The sequence below is a fragment of the Micromonospora sp. LOL_021 genome, from assembly GCF_048060215.1.
In the GTDB taxonomy this organism is placed as follows: domain Bacteria; phylum Actinomycetota; class Actinomycetes; order Mycobacteriales; family Micromonosporaceae; genus Micromonospora_E.
Map to the genome: position 1 here is coordinate 21903 of NZ_JBHMIN010000007.1, position 17624 is coordinate 39526.

At 71.7% G+C, this 17624-nt stretch carries 16 protein-coding genes; 6 read left to right on the forward strand and 10 right to left on the reverse strand.

What is annotated here, in order from left to right; translation table 11 throughout:
- Window positions 1-25 precede the first annotated feature (25 nt).
- The 7 genes from ACFHWT_RS07325 to ACFHWT_RS07355 all read right to left on the reverse strand — a co-directional run bounded on the left by ACFHWT_RS07325 (window position 26) and on the right by ACFHWT_RS07355 (window position 9108).
- Window positions 26-2359, reverse strand: coding sequence for a WD40 repeat domain-containing protein (locus tag ACFHWT_RS07325; RefSeq protein WP_416593814.1), 2334 nt, complete (start codon window positions 2357-2359; stop codon window positions 26-28).
- Window positions 2356-4338, reverse strand: a complete 1983-nt coding sequence (locus ACFHWT_RS07330; RefSeq protein ID WP_416593815.1) for an AAA family ATPase — start codon at window positions 4336-4338, stop codon at window positions 2356-2358. Before ACFHWT_RS07330 ends, ACFHWT_RS07325 begins: the two co-directional genes overlap by 4 nt.
- A complete protein-coding gene (locus ACFHWT_RS07335) occupies window positions 4335-5702 on the reverse strand; it encodes a lipase/acyltransferase domain-containing protein (protein WP_416593816.1) in 1368 nt (455 codons plus the stop codon). Before ACFHWT_RS07335 ends, ACFHWT_RS07330 begins: the two co-directional genes overlap by 4 nt.
- A 591-nt stretch (window positions 5703-6293) precedes the next feature.
- Window positions 6294-6962, reverse strand: coding sequence for a DedA family protein (locus tag ACFHWT_RS07340; RefSeq protein WP_416593817.1), 669 nt, complete (start codon window positions 6960-6962; stop codon window positions 6294-6296).
- Between the two features lie 79 nt (window positions 6963-7041).
- On the reverse strand, window positions 7042-8064 hold the full coding sequence (locus ACFHWT_RS07345; protein WP_416593818.1) for a LacI family DNA-binding transcriptional regulator: 1023 nt from the start codon (window positions 8062-8064) through the stop codon (window positions 7042-7044).
- Between the two features lie 218 nt (window positions 8065-8282).
- Window positions 8283-8747: a hypothetical protein gene (locus tag ACFHWT_RS07350; protein WP_416593819.1), complete on the reverse strand. Its 465-nt coding sequence runs from the start codon at window positions 8745-8747 to the stop codon at window positions 8283-8285.
- Complete coding sequence (locus ACFHWT_RS07355) at window positions 8740-9108, reverse strand: hypothetical protein (protein ID WP_416593820.1); 369 nt, start codon at window positions 9106-9108, stop codon at window positions 8740-8742. Before ACFHWT_RS07355 ends, ACFHWT_RS07350 begins: the two co-directional genes overlap by 8 nt.
- Window positions 9109-9308: 200 nt before the next feature.
- Here ACFHWT_RS07355 and ACFHWT_RS07360 point away from each other — a divergent pair, with 200 nt between their 5' ends.
- The 4 genes from ACFHWT_RS07360 (at window position 9309) to erm (ending at window position 12164) form a co-directional block, all read left to right on the forward strand.
- Window positions 9309-9992: a hypothetical protein gene (locus tag ACFHWT_RS07360; RefSeq protein ID WP_416593821.1), complete on the forward strand. Its 684-nt coding sequence runs from the start codon at window positions 9309-9311 to the stop codon at window positions 9990-9992.
- Between the two features lie 28 nt (window positions 9993-10020).
- Entirely contained in the window at window positions 10021-10941 is a 921-nt protein-coding gene (locus tag ACFHWT_RS07365) for a Gfo/Idh/MocA family protein (protein ID WP_416593822.1), read from the forward strand.
- A 28-nt stretch (window positions 10942-10969) separates the two neighbouring features.
- Window positions 10970-11098 (forward strand): hypothetical protein, encoded by a 129-nt coding sequence (locus ACFHWT_RS07370; protein WP_416593823.1) that lies wholly within the window; start codon window positions 10970-10972, stop codon window positions 11096-11098.
- 196 nt (window positions 11099-11294) lie between these two features.
- Window positions 11295-12164 (forward strand): ErmE/ErmH/ErmO/ErmR family 23S rRNA (adenine(2058)-N(6))-methyltransferase, encoded by an 870-nt coding sequence (erm, locus tag ACFHWT_RS07375; RefSeq protein ID WP_416593824.1) that lies wholly within the window; start codon window positions 11295-11297, stop codon window positions 12162-12164.
- A 60-nt stretch (window positions 12165-12224) separates the two neighbouring features.
- On the opposite strand, the gene ACFHWT_RS07380 is transcribed toward erm, so the two are convergent.
- Entirely contained in the window at window positions 12225-13571 is a 1347-nt protein-coding gene (locus ACFHWT_RS07380; RefSeq protein WP_416593825.1) for an Hsp70 family protein, read from the reverse strand.
- Entirely contained in the window at window positions 13564-15642 is a 2079-nt protein-coding gene (locus ACFHWT_RS07385) for an Hsp70 family protein (protein WP_416593826.1), read from the reverse strand. The genes ACFHWT_RS07380 and ACFHWT_RS07385 overlap by 8 nt, the downstream gene beginning before the upstream one ends.
- Before the next feature lie 381 nt (window positions 15643-16023).
- On the opposite strand from ACFHWT_RS07385, the gene ACFHWT_RS07390 reads away from it, so the two are divergent.
- Window positions 16024-16614, forward strand: coding sequence for a TMEM165/GDT1 family protein (locus tag ACFHWT_RS07390; protein ID WP_416593923.1), 591 nt, complete (start codon window positions 16024-16026; stop codon window positions 16612-16614).
- A gap of 116 nt (window positions 16615-16730) precedes the next feature.
- Window positions 16731-17123, forward strand: a complete 393-nt coding sequence (locus ACFHWT_RS07395) for a cupin domain-containing protein (RefSeq protein WP_416593827.1) — start codon at window positions 16731-16733, stop codon at window positions 17121-17123.
- A gap of 66 nt (window positions 17124-17189) precedes the next feature.
- On the opposite strand, the gene ACFHWT_RS07400 is transcribed toward ACFHWT_RS07395, so the two are convergent.
- Entirely contained in the window at window positions 17190-17612 is a 423-nt protein-coding gene (locus tag ACFHWT_RS07400) for a hypothetical protein (protein WP_416593828.1), read from the reverse strand.
- Window positions 17613-17624: the final 12 nt, after the last annotated feature.

The following is a 17624-nucleotide window of genomic DNA, read 5'->3' on the forward strand; positions in this document are numbered from 1 at the left end:
GCTCGAGCGGAACCTAGGTCAGGATTCAGCAAAGTTCGAGCACAGCCAGCCCTCTCAGCCCGGCGATGACAATCCGAGGACCGTCCGTGCGGATGGTGAAGACTGAGTTGGCAACGAAACAAGGGATTCGGTTCAGCGGGGTGGCGGGTTCCGGTGCCCAGAGCTCCAGCAGGCTGTCACCGGCCACGACCAGGTAGCTCTCGGCAGCGTCAGCTGTGCGTATCTCGGCGACGCGTGGACTGCGACACCAGGTCTCGAGTGGCTCGCCGACCTGAGCGCCGTTCAACGGATCCCAGAGTCGCACCGTGCCGTCCGAACTAGCGGTGGCGACTAGGGCCCGGCCGTCTGGCAGGTTGAGTCCGATCACCGAGGTGACGACGTTGGCGTGGCCGCTGAGCACCGGTCCGGCAACGCCGTCCAACGGGGCCCAGAGACGGGCGGTATGGTCGTGACCGGCGCTGATCAGTACGGGCGTTCCGGGCATGTTGAGGATGGCGAGATCGTGGCAGTATCCGCCGTCGTGGCCGGCGAGGGGAGTGCTGCGAGGTGTGCCGCTCTCGGCGTCCCACTGGCGGAGGATTCCGCCATCGCCGCTGCACGAGGTGATGAGGACACCGGTCCCGTCTGGTGCGGCCAGTCCCACCATAGCGGTCGGGGTGGACGGAACCGTCGGGGTCAGAGTGCTGACCGGATCCCCGGTCTGCGGATCCCAGACCGTCACGAAGTGGTCGTTCCCGCGGATGCCGTCGGCGGCAAGCAGCGACCGTCCGCGTCGCGGGGTCGGGACGGCGGCGAGACGATCAGCCCGCGTCTTGAGGTAGGGCGCGGCGAGTTCCCCGTTGTCTAAGTCGACGATCCGTACTGATTCCGCCGAGTGCGCGACAGCCATCCCGGTTCGCCCATCGGCCAGCGGGAACACGCTCGTCGATGAGATACGCGGGTTGCTGTAAGGGTCCCGGTCGGACCTGGCGGCCGACGGCGGCGAGAGGTTCCACAGCCGTACGGTGTGGTCCGCGCCAGCGGTGGCCAGCAGGGTCCGAGTGCCCCGATCCAGTGGTACCGAGCAGACGGCCTCAACATCGCGTTCGCCAAGCAGGGGGCCAGTCGGCGAGTACCCGCCGGGGCTGTAAACCTGAGCCCCGAGGCCGCCGTGGCCGACGACAACCGTGGTGCCGTCGGGTGCGGGAAGGGCGGTGAGGCTTAGGTCACCCACGTATCCTGCGCGGGTTTCGCCGGCACGAGTCCAATCCGAAGGGCTCCATCGTTGAATCGTCCATCCGGTGGTGGTCAACAGGAGGACATCTTGGCCTATGCCGGGTGCGAACACTGCGGAACTGACCCAACTGGGGTGGTGCAGCCGGACGGGACGAGCCCGCCGTCGTACCGGACGTGGCTGGCCGATACCCGACCACCGCCAGATCCGCACCGTCTTGTCGATACTGGCCGTGGCCAACAGGATGTCCCGTCCCCGTTCGGCGGTCGCGGCCATGGCTGTGATGCCCGCCCCGTGTCCGGTGTCCCACCGTCCGAGCGGCTGTCCGGTCCGCACGTCGTGCAGCCGTACCGTGCGGCTCTCGATGATCGCTAGTAGGGGTGGACGGCCGGACAAATTGAACAGGTGGATGGGACGCAGCAGCATCGGTCGTTCAAAGGTGAGATCGGCGCCGATCTGCTGCCGGGCGGCCGGGTTCCACCTGCGAGCCGTGCCATCGATCGACGCGGTGACGAGCAGCGGAGTGCCGTCCTCCGCAGTTGAGGCGTCCAAGGCGACGATGGCGCTGTCGTGCCCATGCAACGGATCACCGATCTGCTGCGCGGTAAGCGGATCCCAGAACCGGATGGTGCCATCATGTGCGGCACTGACCAGCGTGGGTGCCTCCCGACCGGGCAGGATGACGGCGGCGACCCCGGTGACCGCCCCGCGGTGCCCGTTGAGTACGAAGTGCAACTGTTGGTGCTCCATCTCGGCCCAGCGCAACTGCCAAGCCCCTTCGCCAGCCACTCCGGGCCGGGCTACCCCGCCATCGAAACGCAGCGCGGCCATCTCCCGGACGATGCCGCGATCCGCGATCGGTAGATGGGCGAGGGTGTGAGCCTCGCCGGCCACGCCGGCCACCTGGGCAGGAAGGCGAGCGCGGCCGAACGTAGTGCGTAGCACGGCCGCAGCGACGGCAGCCGGATCGAGGCGGTCCAGCACCTGCGGGTGGTCTGCCAGTTTGTCCCAGACACGGCCGGTGGCGACGTGTGCAGCCAGGTGCTCTTCCAGATAGGGGTTGAGCGGCCCGGGGACGGCGTTGGCGGCGACATCGATGAGCGCCTGAGCTACCTCGCGGCGGGCGGCAGTCGGGTTGTCGGTCATCGCCGTCCGCTGTTGGTTGCTTCCCGCGGGGGCGGTGTGACGGTCAGGAAATGCTCTTGGAAGGTGCGGTGGGCCAGCCGATATACGCTCTGCCCACGATCGGTGTCGAGCCTGATGTAGGGGGCGGCGTCGGCCAGGACACGGTTGATCTCACGGTCGTCGATCGTGGTGGCTGCTGGTGCGAGCGCCTTGGCGGCGGCCTCCCAGATCCGGCCCGCGCGGGGTAGGCCGCGCCCGCGTGCCAGGGCCAGCGCGTGCAGCAGCGGTTCGTTCGCGGTGGCCTGGTCGCGTAGCCGTTGAACCGCGTGCCGGAACAGGTCCCGGTGGTCGCCGGCCAGCAAGCTTTCCAGTCCGGCGGCGTGGTCCGGGTCGAGTAGCGTCGGCCGGGCAGCGATCTCATGGATGGCCAGTTGAGCGAAGAGAAATTCGCGCCCCTGCCCACGGATCAGGCTGGCCACCTTTGCAACAGCGCGTTCAGTGAATCGACCGCTGCCCTTGCCGGCTGCTGCGAGCGCCGTGAGCCGGGTGCCGACGTAGCGTTCGATGGCATCGGGGTCACGTGACACCGGCAGCACGATGCTCCGTGGCCCGTCGATGAGCGCGTCGAGTAAGTCTCGATTCTCGTCGCGGGGGTGATCGGGGTCGGCGGTGGTGCCGGTGCGGGTGCCGACCACGATCCGGCAGCGGGGCACCCGTGCGAGCCGACGGATCAGCGACTCGGCGACGGTGATCGGTTCGACCGCCTCGTCGAGGGCATCGAGCAACAGGGTGAACGGCCGGTCGGCGATCCGGTCCAGCAGGTCTGCGACGGCGGCGGCCGTGTCGGCAAGCGGATGCGTTGCCGGCGGGCTGTCGGAGGAAACGTCCGGGTCCAGAGCGGTGCGTAGCCGGGCGACGATGTCGGCGACGGTCAGCCCGGTGAGATGTATGACGGCGTCGAAGGCACCGTCCGGGGGTCGCAGATCGGCGGGAAGCTCGGTGGCGATTCCTGCATCCACAAGTAGCTGGCGCAGGTGGCGATCGGACTGCACGAGTACTTGACCGAGCAGCGCCGATTTGCCGGAGCCGGGCCGGCCGGTGAGGATCAGCAGACTGCCCGTGCCGGTATCGCGCAGCCATCCGGCGATCCGCCGCTGTTCGGCAATCCGGCCGGTGAAGTACCAGGGAATCTCGCCGCGCTCGCCGCCCTGGGCTCGGGGCACGAAGTGGTCCCGTTGGTCGGCCGGCAGAGCGCGAAGCGCCCGCCGTAGCTCTGGATACTCGTCCATGGTGGTGCCCACGAGTACCGCCGGAGGTTCAGCCCGAATCAGTGCCATGGCGCCGGTGAGATTGAAATCGACCGCCTGGCCGGGCAGTGCCGTCCTGAGACTTTGAAACAACTCCGATACTTCGACGCGATGGTCCATCGCGGTGTATGAACTCACCACCCGGCGTAGTCCGTCTGCGAAGTCACCAAGAAATGTCTGGCCGTCATCGGCACCCACACCGATGAGCGCGAGTCGGTCCGGAGTGCGGACGTGGTCGGGGCCGTACAACTGGTGAGCGAGGCGGCGGACGAAGGTGGCCGCGCCGCAGGCTTCGACGACCACGATCGCCCAGGCGTCTGGGTCCTGCCTGCGGACCTGCCACTCGCGGGCGAGGTGCTCGGCGAACGTGGCCGGATTGATCGCGGTGCCGGTGCCGGCGAACAGCTCATGACTACCATGAACGGCTAGCCAGGCGTTGCCTCCGTCGGATTCGCCGTGGCCGAACCAGAGCAGCGTCGAGCTGCGCGGTGCGTCCGGATTGGACCACTCTGCGAGCCGATTCAGCACCGCGTCGTGGCCGGGCAAGACCTCCTGCGGCCACGGCCGGGCGACCCCGCCGAACCCAGCCAGCAGGTCACAGACCTCGCTGGCAGCATCGTGCGCGCCGGGCAGGTCGTTGAGGTAGGCGTACCGGTCGACCACGATCGGGAAGACCTCGAAGGCTCCGGTCACGCGTTGGCCTGTCCCGGAGCGAGAACGTCGCTGGGCAGAGCCATGATTAGCTGGCTGACTGGGCTGGGAGCCCCCCGGGTGACGCTTACGCGGTAGAGCCCAGCCCGGCGCAGGACAATTCGGCCAGTGATCGCAGGCTGGTCGGCGGAGGCCGCCCGATCTGCGCTGAGGTCGGGGACCGCCACCCGCTGGTCGGTGTCGGCCACCTCGACCTGCAGCCGGGTGCCCCGCGGGTCGGCGCTGCCCAGGACCCGGACGGTGAACGGATCGCCAACCCTGACGGCGTCTGGCAGATCGAGACCGAGCGGTGCCGGAGCTTCGCCGAGGGGAGGCTTGTTGCGGCGGCCGACGAGCCGTTCGACGATCTGAAAGGCCACCTCGGGCGTGCTGGCGAGGCCGCCATGCGTCTGGCAGACGTAGTGCAGGGGGTCGACCTGACCCGCTGCTGACTCGCTGTACACGGTTTCATCGCCGTCCCGGTCTGGCGCCAACCCGGGATCTCCGCCGTCCTCTGGCAGCGTCGGAAGCGCCGTCACTTGATCGTGGTCGAAGGTCATCGACTGTGCGGTCAGCTGTCCGAGACCCACGACTGTGTGCAGTCCGTGCGTGCCGGCACCTTCCAGGTCGCGGTGGGTGTCCCGGCTCAGTCGTGCCAGGTACGGGTCGCCGCCCAAGGCGACAATGTCGTGCTCGGTAAGCCGCCGGATACCGGTCGGAGTGATCAAGCAGCGATAGGTGGGCAGCAAGTCGTGCACGGCTGGCAGGGTCGCGGCGAGCGCCCGTACCCGGAGGTGGGGCAACGGCATTGGTGTGCCGCGTCCCTGGTTGAGCATCACCGCTGCTTTCACCGCACCGTAGAAAGGCGTGCCGATGGTAAACGTGCGCCGTACGACCGCGGAGCCGCCGAGGATCTCGGTGAAGTAGCGCGCGAGGAGTCCGCCCATCGAGTGCGCCACGAGAACAACCCGAGCGTCGGGCGCGGCGGCCGTGTGCCGCCGCCATTGGTCAAGGTGCTCTTGGACGGCTTCGCCGAGGAGCGCGGCATTGTGCCGCAGCGGGAGACGCCAGTCGTAGGGAAAAGTGCGCAACGCCTCGGGAGCGGCCACTACCCGGGCTAGTTCCCGGACCAAACCGGTATAGGGCTCCAGGCCGCGAAGCTCGGGCAGCCAGACCGGGCCGGTGATGAGCCCCTTGGGGATGATGCGGGGCCTACGGTCCTCCCACTGACCCGGCGCCAGGTGCATCGCCTTCAGCGGTCCGCCGCCAAGCCAACTGCGCACGACAGCGCCAGCTGAGCCCCAAACCAGCCGTTCGTCCTGGGTGTCCCACAGCTGGCTGCCCATGATGCCCGGCACGACCACCACCGCGTCCCGGCATACGAGGGGTCTACCCTGGTCGGGCATGCGGCTCCTCTCGACGCAATTGTCTAGAGTATAGAATCGCATTGCGACCTTGCTCAGCTATCCACTGTCGGGAATCCGGCTGTCCGAGACGGATTTTCGTCCCCTGTGGGTAGTGGCGGGTTACTGGCGTTCGGGCCGGCAGCGTGGTCGGCGTTCGTGACCGGGGTGGGGGGCAGTCCGGCAAGCACTCAGCAGGTTCTTCAGCCCGTCTGAGGGGGCCGTGCGCCGCTCCGGAGCCCTGCTCCGGTGCTGACCCGAGGCGGGGATCGGGGCTCCGGTCGTGCCGGGCGTCATTCTCGGTCCGTCGTCCTCTCAGCGCAACAACGCCACCGCCAGCCCGGTAACCCGATGGCCGCGCCGATCAGCGCAGCTGCTCGGAAGCTGATCCGCACAGTCGATGGAACCGTCATTGTCGTCAAAGCGGCCCGGAGGCAACAATTTGGGTTCCCTCGATGCCGGTGGCCATCCGACGCAGGCTGCTCGCCCCCACCTGGCCGTGTGCCGGCGGTGAGTAGTTGCCCGTACGGGCAGGAACGGTGGACGCCGAGGTGATCAGGGCGACGGTCGGTGGCCTGCCGCCGCCCGACGGCGGCGGCGCCGAACCTGGCCGACCACCCAGTAGAGGACCAGCCCGCCGAGGAGTACGAAGACCGCCAGGTCGAACCAGCGGCTGTACCGCTCGACCTGCTGCCACTGGGAGCCGAGCGCGAACCCGGCGCCGACGAACAGCGCGTTCCACACCCCGCTGCCCAGCGTGGTGAAGGCGCTGAACTGGGTCAACGGCATCCGGTTGGCACCAGCCGGCACCGAGACCAGGCTCCGCACGATCGGCACCATCCGGCCGAACAGCACCGCCCACCGCCCGTACCGGTCGAACCACCGGTCGGCCTTGTCGAGGTCCTCCAGATCGACCAGCGGCACCTTGTCCAACCAGCGTCGCAGCCGTGCCTCGCCGATCGCCGCGCCCAGCCAGTAGAGGAGCAACGCGCCGGCCAGTGAGCCAAGCGTCGCCCCGACCCAGACCCCGACCAGATTCACCCGGTCCTGACTGGCCAGGTAGCCGGCCATCGCCAGCACCACCTCGCTGGGGATCGGTGGGACGACGCTCTCCAGCGCCACCAGCAGGCCGACCCCGATCTCACCCAGCCGGGCGATGACGTCGGCGACCCAGCCGGTCAGCCCGCCGACCTGGTCCGGCGGGGTGTCGACGGTGACGGCCATGGCGCTCCCTGCGTCGCGGTAAGCCCATCTGGTACCCGGCGGCCGGCGGCGCTACACCTGCTCAACGACCGGCTACGCCTCACCCGGGGTCAACGACCGACGGCGGCTGGCGACGTACCGAACTCTCCCGGACCTGCAGCTTGGTGGGCAGGGTGACAGTGGTCGCGGCCCGGTCGGGGTCGGCGATCCGTTCGATGAGCAACTGGGCAGCCGTCTCGCCCAACTGGTACGTCGGCTGGGTGACGGTGGTCAACGCGGGCCGTACCAGATGCGCCCACGGCAGGTCGTCGAAACCGACCACACCCATCTCCGCCGGCACCGGGATGCCCTGGTCGACCAGGCACTCCACCGCACCGACGGTCATCAGGTTGTTGGCCGCGAACAACGCGTCCGGTCGCGGCCGTAGCCGCAGCAGTTCCGTCATCGCCCGGTAGCCACCGTCGGAACGGAAGTCGGCGTGGCGGACCAACTCCTCCTGGTACGGCTGCCCAGCATCGGCCAGCGCCCGCTGGTAGCCGCCCAGCCGTCGGCAGGCGGTCCAGACGCCACGTCGACCGGTGATGCAGGCGATCCGCCGGTAGCCGGAGTCGAGCAGGTGCGCGGTGGCCAACCGGGCGCCGTGCTCGTTGTCCACCAGCACGGTGTCGATCCGGCTGCCGTGCAGTTGCCGGTCGACCACCACCACCGGCACCCGGGCGGCGGTGAGCTGCCCCAGGTCGGCGGTCGGCCCGGACGGGGCGATGATCACCCCGGCGACCTGTTCGGCGAGAACCGCGTTCAGATAGCGGCTCTCCTTGGCCGGATCCTCGTCGGTGTTGCACAGCACGACCGAGTAGCCGGCCTGCTGGGCGAGGTCCTCGACGCCGCGGACCAGGGCGGTGAAGAACGGGTTGCCGATGTCGCTGATCACCACCGCCCACAACGTGGTCCGGCTGCGGCGCAGGTTGCGGGCCACCGCGTTGGGCCGGTAGTCCAGCTCGCGCATCGCCCGCCGGACCCGGTCCGCCAGCGCGGGATCCACGTTGGTGTGGCCGTTGACGACCCGGGAGACGGTCGCTGGGGAGACCTCCGCTTTCCGTGCAACGTCGTAGATGGTCGCCATCGTTCATCGCCCTCTTCACTTGCTCCCGACCCGAGGGTGCCGGTCACGGAACCCGGGACGATAATTACAGACCGGGTACGGAGCGCGATGGCCCACCAGATCGGGCATTTAGGGCGTAACGGATGCCCTCCGGGGCTGAGCTGCGACGCGGTGACCGTCCACTGTCCGGATACCGACACCCGCGACGGTTCTACAACGGACGCCGGCCGGCGTCCGAACTACGCCGTCGGGTCGGTGGCCGGATCGGCCGAGGCTCGGCTGCGGCGCAGCCACAGCAACCCGATGACCGGCAGCACCAGCGGGATGTAGCCGTACCCGCTGCCGAAGCCCGACCAGACCGTCTCGTCCGGAAACGCCGCCGGCACCGCGAGGCTCACCGCGCCGATGCCGAGTACGCCGACCAGCTCCACCGTGCAGCAGCCGTACGCGATCCGCCGGCCGACCGGGCCGTCGATGATCAGCCCGGCGGCCGCCACCAGATATACCACCGCGGCGAAGGCGGACAGCAGGTACGCCACCGGCGCCTCGCTGAACCGGGTGGCGATCTGCACACCGGCCCGGGACGAGGCGGCGATCGCGAACAGGATGTACACACCGATCAGCACCCGGCCCGGCCCGCTGCGGGTCCGCGCCGGCCGGCCGGCGCGCGCCGGGCGGCCGTCCGTCGAAGTCGGGTCAGCCACCGCCGACCGCCGTCCAGGTCTGCTGCAGCCGGACCACCAGCACCGGGATCACCAGGGCGAAGACGCCGACGGTCAACGAACCCCACCGGGTCGGCTCCATCCTGCCCAGCACCCCCGCCATCGGCGGCAGGCTGAGCGTGGTGATCAGGTAGCCGGCGAAGACCGGTGGTTCACCGGGACGCTCCCCGCCGACCAGCTCCACCACGGCGGCCACGGTCAACGCGAGCAGGGCGACCTCGACCACCGCCAGCCCGCCGTACTGGATCAGGCCCGGCGGCCGGTCCAACGCCGCGCAGAGCAGCGCCCAGCCGGCGACGGCCAGCGCGCCGACGATGACCACGGCGGCGATCGGCCCGTTCACCGCCGCACCACCGTCTCAGCTGCCACAGTCACGCCGAACACCCTACTCACCAGCTACAGCGACCCGTCGAGGTGCGTCCCGACAGGGCTCGCAAGGCGTTACCGGGCGACCCGATCCGCAGTGTCCGGACGGTGGCTCTCGGTATCAGCCGGAGTCTATAGTCAGTCCGGGACGGTCCGATCCACCCTGGGGAGGGCGTGGTGGTTGGCGTCGGCATCTGGGGCCTCCTGCTCGCCAGCTGTCTCGTCCTGCTCGCCCTGCTCGCGCTGGCCGCGCTGGCCGCCCGCACGGCGGAGCACCCGGCCGACCGGCGGGCGCTGCGGGCCGAAGCCGACGAACTCGCCGCCGAGGCGCTGGCCATCGCCGCCGCGGCCGACACCGCCCGGGCCACCGCCGACCAGCTGCGCGACCGGGCAGCCGCCGCCGAGCTGGCCCGCGACGACGCCTGGCAGCGGCAGGAAACCGCCGGCCGGGCCTATCAGCAGGCGTTGCTCGCCGACCAGGAGGACCGGCCGGCGGCCGTCGTCACCGGGGCGCCACTGCCCGCCGAGCACGGGCGCGACGTCACCCGGGCCGCGCTCACCGCGTATCGCCGGGGCGACATCTCGGTGCAGCAACTGCGTACGGTGTGGCGGCGGGCCGGTGGCGCGCCGCCGGACCCGACGGCGGCCGACCGGGCCGACCGCGCCGTCGACCGGCACCGCGTCCGCGACCAGGCGGCCCGCCGGGAGTACGACGTGGTCGCCGCCGCCGCGCGTCGGGCCGTGGAAGCGGCCTACATCGCCGAGCTGAGCGCCGCCGCCCTGGCCGAGGAGGCGGCGGCCGCCGCCGTCGACGCCGAGGAGGCCCGCTACGTCGCGGACCGGGCCGAGCGGTCACACTGAACTCCGGCCTACGAAGGGAAACGCGGCGATGGCATTGCGGTTCGGTCTGTTCGGCACCGGGCACTGGGCGGCCGAGACCCACGCGGCCGGGCTCGCCGCGCATCCCGGCGCGGAGCTGGTCGGGGTCTGGGGACGGGACCGGGCGAAGGCCACGGCGCTGGCGCAGCGGTACGGCGTCGCGCCGTACCAGGACGTGGATGCGCTGCTCGCCGACGTCGACGCGGTCGCCGTCGCCCTGCCGCCCGACGTTCAGGCCGGGATCGCGGTCCGCGCCGCCGACGCCGCCCGGCATCTGCTGCTGGACAAGCCGCTGGCGCTGACCCTGCCGGACGCCGACCGGGTCGTCGCATCGGTCGACCGGCGGGACGTCGCCTCGGTGGTCTTCTTCACCAGCCGGTTCAACCCGGCCATGATGGACTTTCTGGCCCGGCCGGCCGATGGTGCCTGGCACGGTGCCCGGGGAGCGCTGTTCGCAGCCATCTCCGAGCCCGGCAACCCGTACGGTGCCTCGCCCTGGCGGCGCACCCACGGCGCACTGTGGGACATCGGCCCGCATGTGCTGTCGGTGGTGCTGCCGGTGCTTGGCCCGGTCTCCCGGGTCGCCGCGATGCCCGGCCCGGCCGGCGGGGTGCATCTGCTGCTGCGGCATGCCGGCGGGGCCACCAGCTCGCTGTCGCTCAACCTGGACGGCCCGGTGGCGGCGAAGACCTTCGACGTCACGTTCTTCGGCGAGCCCGGGATCGTGCCCGTGCCGCACCGGGACGTGACCACCGGGCAGGCGTTCCACGCGGCCATCGACGCGCTGCTCGGGCAGGTCACCGCCGGGGCACCGGGACACCCCTGCGACGTACGGTTCGGCCGGCAGGTGGTGGCCGTCCTGGCCGCCGCCGACACCGCCCGGGTCGAGCAGCGCACCGTCGACGTCCCGGCTGGAAAACCGGTCGCATGAGCGATGCCTGTCGGCTAACCTGCCAGGCGTGTCGACCACCATCCAGGCGCTGATCCTGACCGGCGGTACGCCGGCCGGGTGGTGCCAGTTGCTGACTGCCCGCCCGCGTGCCCGGCGTCCCGTCCTGGCCGGCGGCCAGTTCGCGCCCGGCAGCTGACCGGCACTTCACCGGCCACCAGCGCTGCTGATCCCGATCCACCCGTCGGTCCACCGACGGGTACCAGTCGCGCGCGAAGCACCCCGCCCCGGCCAGGGCGGTCCGAGTCCTGCCCTTTCTGGACCGGCCGCCGGCCCGGCGGCCGGTCCGTGAACCGCCGAGCCGGCCCCTGCCGGCCGGCAGACTGGACCTGGCCGTGCCTCGCCACCACCGCAAACCTAACCCTACGGGCAACTTCGACCCGACCAGGAACTTCGACCCGGCCCGGGGCGGTGTCGCCACCGGCGGAGACCGTACCCGTCGGGTCTACTCGCAGACCTTCCTGCACGACCGGTCGGCCATCGACCGGGTGGTCCGGGCCGTACGGCCCGCACCCGGTGAACTGACCATCGAGGTCGGTGCCGGCACCGGGCAGCTGACCCGGGTGCTCGCCCGGGCACTCGCCCGGGTCGACGGCCGTCTCCTGGCGTACGAGGTCGATCCGGACCTCACCGCGCGCCTGGCCCGCCGGTGCGCCAATCTGCCGAACGTGACGCCGGTGCCCGGCGATTTCCTGGCTGCCGAACCGCCGGCCGAGCCGTTCGCGGTGGTCGGCAACATCCCGTACGCCGCTACCGCCCCGATCGTGCGGTGGTGCCTGCACGCGCCCCGGCTGCGCGCCGCCACCCTGGTGACCCAACTGGAGTACGCCCGCAAACGCACCGGTGACTACGGCCGATGGAGCCTGCTCACCGTCCGCACCTGGCCGGAGATCGACTGGCGGCTGGCCGGTCGGCTGCCGCGCACCGCGTTCCGGCCGGTGCCCCGGGTGGACGGCGCGATCCTGCGGCTGACCCGCCGACCGGTGCCGCTGGTGCCACCGGCCGCGATCGCGGCGTACCAGGGGCTGGTCGAGCTCGGGTTCAGCGGCGTCGGCGGCTCGGTGGCGGCGTCGCTGCGGCGGCGCTTTCCCGCCCCGCGCGTCGACGCGGCGCTGCGGGCCACCCGGATACCGGCCGACGCCCTGGCCGGCGAGATCTGGCCGGAGCAGTGGCTGACTCTGTTCCGGCTGATCACCGCCCGCTGACCCACCGCCCTTTGGCCCGCCGCCCGGTGCCGCGGCCGCTGGCGCTGGCGATTCACCGGCTCAGCCGGTGGCCAGCGCCAGCCACTGGTGGCTGGCGACCTCGGCGCTGGGCGGCACCAGCAGCCGGTCGAGTGTGCCAGGCGTCGCGGCCACCAGATCCCACAGCGCGCCACCGGGCAGCCGGACCCGGGCCAGCGGTGTGCCCGCCGGATACGGCTGGCCCGGCACCACCAGCCAGCGATGCAGCCGCGCGGACCCGCCCGGGATGCCGAATGACAGCGGAACCATTCCGGTGGTCTCCGTCGACGCGCGGATGGTCCGCGGGCCGCTGCGCGGCAGCCACCGGGCGGCACCGTGCACGGTCGCCAGCTCTGGCTGCTCCACCTGACGCAGCGGGCGCTGGAAGGCATCGTGCACCGCCTGCGCCACGGCCGGCATCCGGGCCCCGCCGCCGACCAGCAGTACCGATCCGATGCTGGCCGGTGGCACCCCGACGGCGGCCAGCATCTGCCGGCAGCAGGCGATCGTGCGGTCCAGCAGCGGGGCCACCAGTTGCGCCAGGTCCGCGCGGGTCAGCCGGTACGCCGGGGTGTCCGGCAGCAGGAAGTCCTCCACCGCCGGGGTGTCACTGAGCTGGTGCTTGATCCGGTTCGCGAAGTCGGTGACCGCCATGCCGAGCCGCAGCGTGGCCGGGGCGGACTGGCTGGCGGCGGCACTGGCCAGTAGTGGCGCCAGCCACTGCTGCCCGTCGGCGTGGATTCGCCCGGCCAGCAGTGCGTCGATGTCCCGGCCGCCGCAGTCGTCGATCGCCGCGTGTCCGAGCACCTCGTGCCAGCGTTCGTCGATGCGCACCAGTGCGGTGTCGAAGGTGCCCCCGCCCAGGTCGTAGACCAGCACCAGCTCGCCGGGGGCCGGCGGTGGGCCGGCGACCGGGGCGAACGCGGCCGCGACCGGCTCCGGCAGCAGCTCGACCGGGCCGAGACCGGCGGCTTCGGCCGCGGCGATCATCTGCGCGCGGCGCGGGTCGTCCGGGCCGTACGACGCCGGAACCGTCACTACCGTCCGGTGCACCGGGGCGCCGTACCGCCGCTCGGCCTCCGCCCGCAGCGCGGTCAGCACCGCCGCGACCTGCTCGATCGGCCGGAACCGGCGGTCGCCGAGCGTCATCGGCACGTCGGCGGCCATGCCGCGTTTGAACTCGGCGGCGTAGGCGGTCGGCTCGGAGCGTTTCCGCCGCTCCGCCAACGCGCCGACGATCATGCTCTGGCCGTCCCAGTGCACGGCCGACGGCCAGGTCGGCGCCCCGGTGACCGGGTCTGGCACCAGCTCGCCGGTCTCACCGGTGACCACCATCGCGGCGGAGGAGGAGGTGCCGAAGTCGACCACCAGGACGGGCTGGTCAGACATCCCAGACATCGATCAGGCTCCGCTCGTTGGACTCCCAGTTGGCCAGCAGGTGCCGGCTGTCGGCGCTGAATCCGACCCGGACCCGCTGCCCGGTGCCACCCAGCACCCGGAACAGCTCCTGCCCGGTCGACGTGTCCTGCAGGACCACCGCCGCGATGCCGTCGAGCGCGTCGGCGACCGCCGCCCGCAGCTGCCCGTCGGCGCTGACCGCAGCCGTGCCGAACCCTTCCCGCCGGCTGTGCTCGGCGAACTCCGGCATCCGCTGCTGCCATCGGTCGTCGATGATCCGGTCGATCTGGCTGCCGGTACGCAGGTCCCACAGGGTCGTCACGGTGCGCCGGTACCGGCCTACCGCCTTCGCCCGGCCCTCGGCCGCCGCTCGCCACCCGGTTTCGTCGATCAGCACCCGGTGCGGCTCGCCCGGGTCGCGGAACCGGGCGCTGAGCTTGCCGGTCTCGATGTCCCACACCGAGATGAACCCGTCCGAGGCCCAGGCCACCACCGCCAACCGGCCATCCGGGTCGACGAACACCCGGCCGGTCGGCTGCGCGCCGGCGGTGTGCTCCGGGCGGAACTCGGCGCGTACCGCGTCGTCGGCGATCGCCCGGAGCCGGACCAGCCGGGCCGCCGGATCGCACTCCACCAGATGCTCGCGGTCCGGGGTGAGCAGCCAGCTCCCGGTGGACTCCAGGTGCCGCCGCCGGGGCGGCGGCTGGCGCTGCAGGGCCACCGCGTCCTTCGCGGTGGCCACCACCAGGACCGGACCGACCAGGTCCCCCGGGTACGCCTGCTGGCCCAACTGCCGGCCGTGCTGGGCGGCGGTGAGCTCGAAGACCCGCTCGTCGGGGGTACGGATGTGGGCGAGCACCGCCCCGGCCGGGTAGGGCTCACCCGGCGGCACGCACCAGCGCAGCAGCCGGGCCCGACCGCCCGGAATCTCCCACGAGGTCGGCTCGGTGCGCCACCGCTGCGGCTCGGCGGGGACGGTGCGACCGCTGGCGCCGGCCGCGAACCGGGCCGCGCCGCGCAGCACCGCCAGCTCCGGGTCCGGGCCGCAGCGCAGCGGCCCCGGCGACCCGGCGTCGATGATGCCGAGGCCGGACCGCAGCGTCGTGTGCACCGCCGGCAGGTAGGCGTTGCCGCCGGCGACGACCACCGCCGCCAGGTCAGCCGGTGCGGCACCGACCGCGCCCAGCACACTCGCGGCGCCGTCCACCAGCCAACGCAGCGCCGGTTCGGCGAACGCGTCCAGCCAGACCCGGGTCAGCCGGTACGGCGGGGTGAGCGGGGTGAGGTGATCAACCACCTCGTCAGCGTCGACCAGCTGGTGCTTGAGCCGGCGGGCGAAGTCGATCGCCTCGTGATAGGCGCGCAGCCCGGCGTCACCGGGGGCGGCGAGCATCGGCTCCAGCCAGGCCCGCCCCTCGGTGCGCAGGTCGTTGATGAGCAGCGCGTCGAGCTCCTGCCCGGCCGGGCAGGTCTGCTGAGCGAGCTGGACGGTGTGGCTGCCGTACACCTGCACCAGCGCGACGGTCCAGGTCGCGCCGAGGTCGCAGACCAGCACCAGCGCGCCGGCCGGCAGGTTGTCGCCGGTCGTCGGGTCCAGCGCCGCTGCCACCGCGCTGTCGATCAGCTCCACGTCGCGGAACCCGGCGGCCGCACCGACGGCGAGCATCGTGTCCCGCCGAGGGTCGCCGGGCAGGTAGTCCGCCGGCACGGACAGGGTCAGCCGGTCGACCTGGCCGCCGTACAACTGTCGGGTCTCGTTGGCGATCACGGTGAGGTACGCGGTGAGCGCCTCGGCGCCGGTGACCTCACGGTGCTCCAGCCACATGGCGGCCTGCGCGTCGACGGCCCGGCGTGGCCCGTCGATGTACCGCCGCGGCATGGCCCGTTTCCGTACCTCGGACGGGGTGCCCACCAGGAACCCCTCGTCCGCCAGGCACACCGACGACGGCCAGCTGGTCGCTCCGCTGGCCGGCTCCTTGACCAGGGTCGTCTGGTCGGCGACGACCAGCGCCACCCGGGTGCCCGAGGTGCCGACATCGACCACCAGGATCGGCTCGGTCATGGTCCCGCCCTCACCACAGCAGTTCGGCGATTGATCGTCCTGAAAGTTCCGGGACAGTGTCCGTGAGTGCCGCCGTCACGTCCACCCTGGGCGATGTGCGCGGTACGCCACGGACAGGGGTGAACGTAACGGAAACTGGTCGCGTTGGTGGAGCCGCCCCCGTGTGTTCGGTCACCAACCGCGATCGTCGCTGCTGGAACCGCTAGACTCGGCGACTGCGAAGGGGAGTAGCTCCCGACATCGCGGTCGACACACTGGTGCTGCGCACCCGGCCGCGGCGACCCGGCGGTACGTCGGGTGGGCGAGACCTTCGACCCAGGCTGCAGCAGCCGGGTCGAGGTCCGCGTGCCACGATCCGGCCCGGACCGGATGAGAGGCACCATGGACGGCTTCCTTGCCGCGACCGCGATCAGCTTCGGCGTGATCTTCGTCGCCGAGCTGGGCGACAAGTCACAGCTGATGGCGTTGACCTTCGCCACCCGATTCAGGACCTGGCCGGTGCTGGTCGGCATTACCGCAGCCACCGCCGTCGTGCACCTGGTGTCGGTCGCCCTCGGGTACGGCCTCGGCGTGGCCCTGCCCACCGGCTGGATCGCGTTGGCCGCCGCGCTGGCGTTCATCGGGTTCGGCTTCTGGACGCTGCGCGGCGACACCCTGACCGATGAGGAGTCCCGCCGGGCGCAGCGGACCACCAGGACGGCGGTGATCGCCGTGTTCACCGCCTTCTTCCTGGCCGAGCTGGGGGACAAGACGATGCTGGCGACGATCACGTTGGCCACCCGGCACGGCTGGTTCGGCACCTGGCTCGGCTCCACGCTCGGCATGGTCGCGGCCGACGCGCTGGCCATCGTGGTGGGCCGGCTGCTCGGCAGGCGGCTTCCCGAGCGGGTGATCGCGTACGGGGCGGCCGCGCTGTTCTTCGCGTTCGGCTGCTGGCTGCTGGTCGAGGCGGTCGTCGAACTGGCCGGCTGACCCGGCGCCCCGGCTGACCCGGCGCTCCGGGCTGCCCCGGCGCCAGTCGGAGTCGGCGTCGGCCCGGAGCGCGGCAACACGCGTACCGACGGGCGGTCCTGGGTACCTTGAGTGGTATGGAGCACTTCACGATCGCCACCGTCGCTGAGCAGAGCACCGATTTCCGCCGGGTGCTCTGGACCGGTGAGCATTCCCAGCTCGTGATCATGACCATTCCGCCGGACGGCGAGATCGGCGAGGAGGTCCACGAGGACATCGACCAGATCCTCACCTTCGTCAGCGGTGTCGGTGAAGCGCTGGTGGCCGGCGAGCGGCGGGCCGTCGCCGCCGGTGACCTGGTCGCCGTGCCGGCCGGCACCAAACACAACTTCGTCAACACCGGCCCCAATCCACTGGTGCTCTACACCGTCTACGGCCCGCCGGAGCACGCCGACGGTGCGGTGCACCACACCAAGGAGGAGGCGGACGCGGCGGAGGAGTCCGGCCAGGACGAGCCGCCCACGTCGTGACGGCGGCCCCCGTCGTCGTGACGGCGGCCTCCGCTGGGACCTCGGCCACCCGCCGGCGGGGCCGGTTCAGCCCTCCGTCGCCCCGTTGAGCAGTGACGGATCGCGTCGGATCAGCTCCGCCAGGCGGGCCGCTGGACCGTCCTGGGCGGGCTGTCCGCGTGGCGGCCACTCCGGTGGCCGCCCGGCGGTCGGCACCCCGGGCGCCGCCGGGTCGCCGGACGGCGGGTTCGGCCCGGCCGCAGGCGTACCGCCGTCGACCGTCACCTGCACCCGGCCGTCCCGGTTGCCGACGGTGAGCTGCACGGCCTGACCGCCGTGGGTGAGGTGGACCGTGGCGGTCAACCCAGGGTGGCGCTCCACCACCTGCCGGACCGCCGCAGCGATCTCGTGCGCCGCCGACGCCGTCCGGTCGTTGCCCTGGCTGACCCGCTTCTGCAGCTGGTCGCGTCGGGCGAGCCGGGCGAGCGCGTCGTCCAGGTCACCACGCATCTGTCCTCCTCT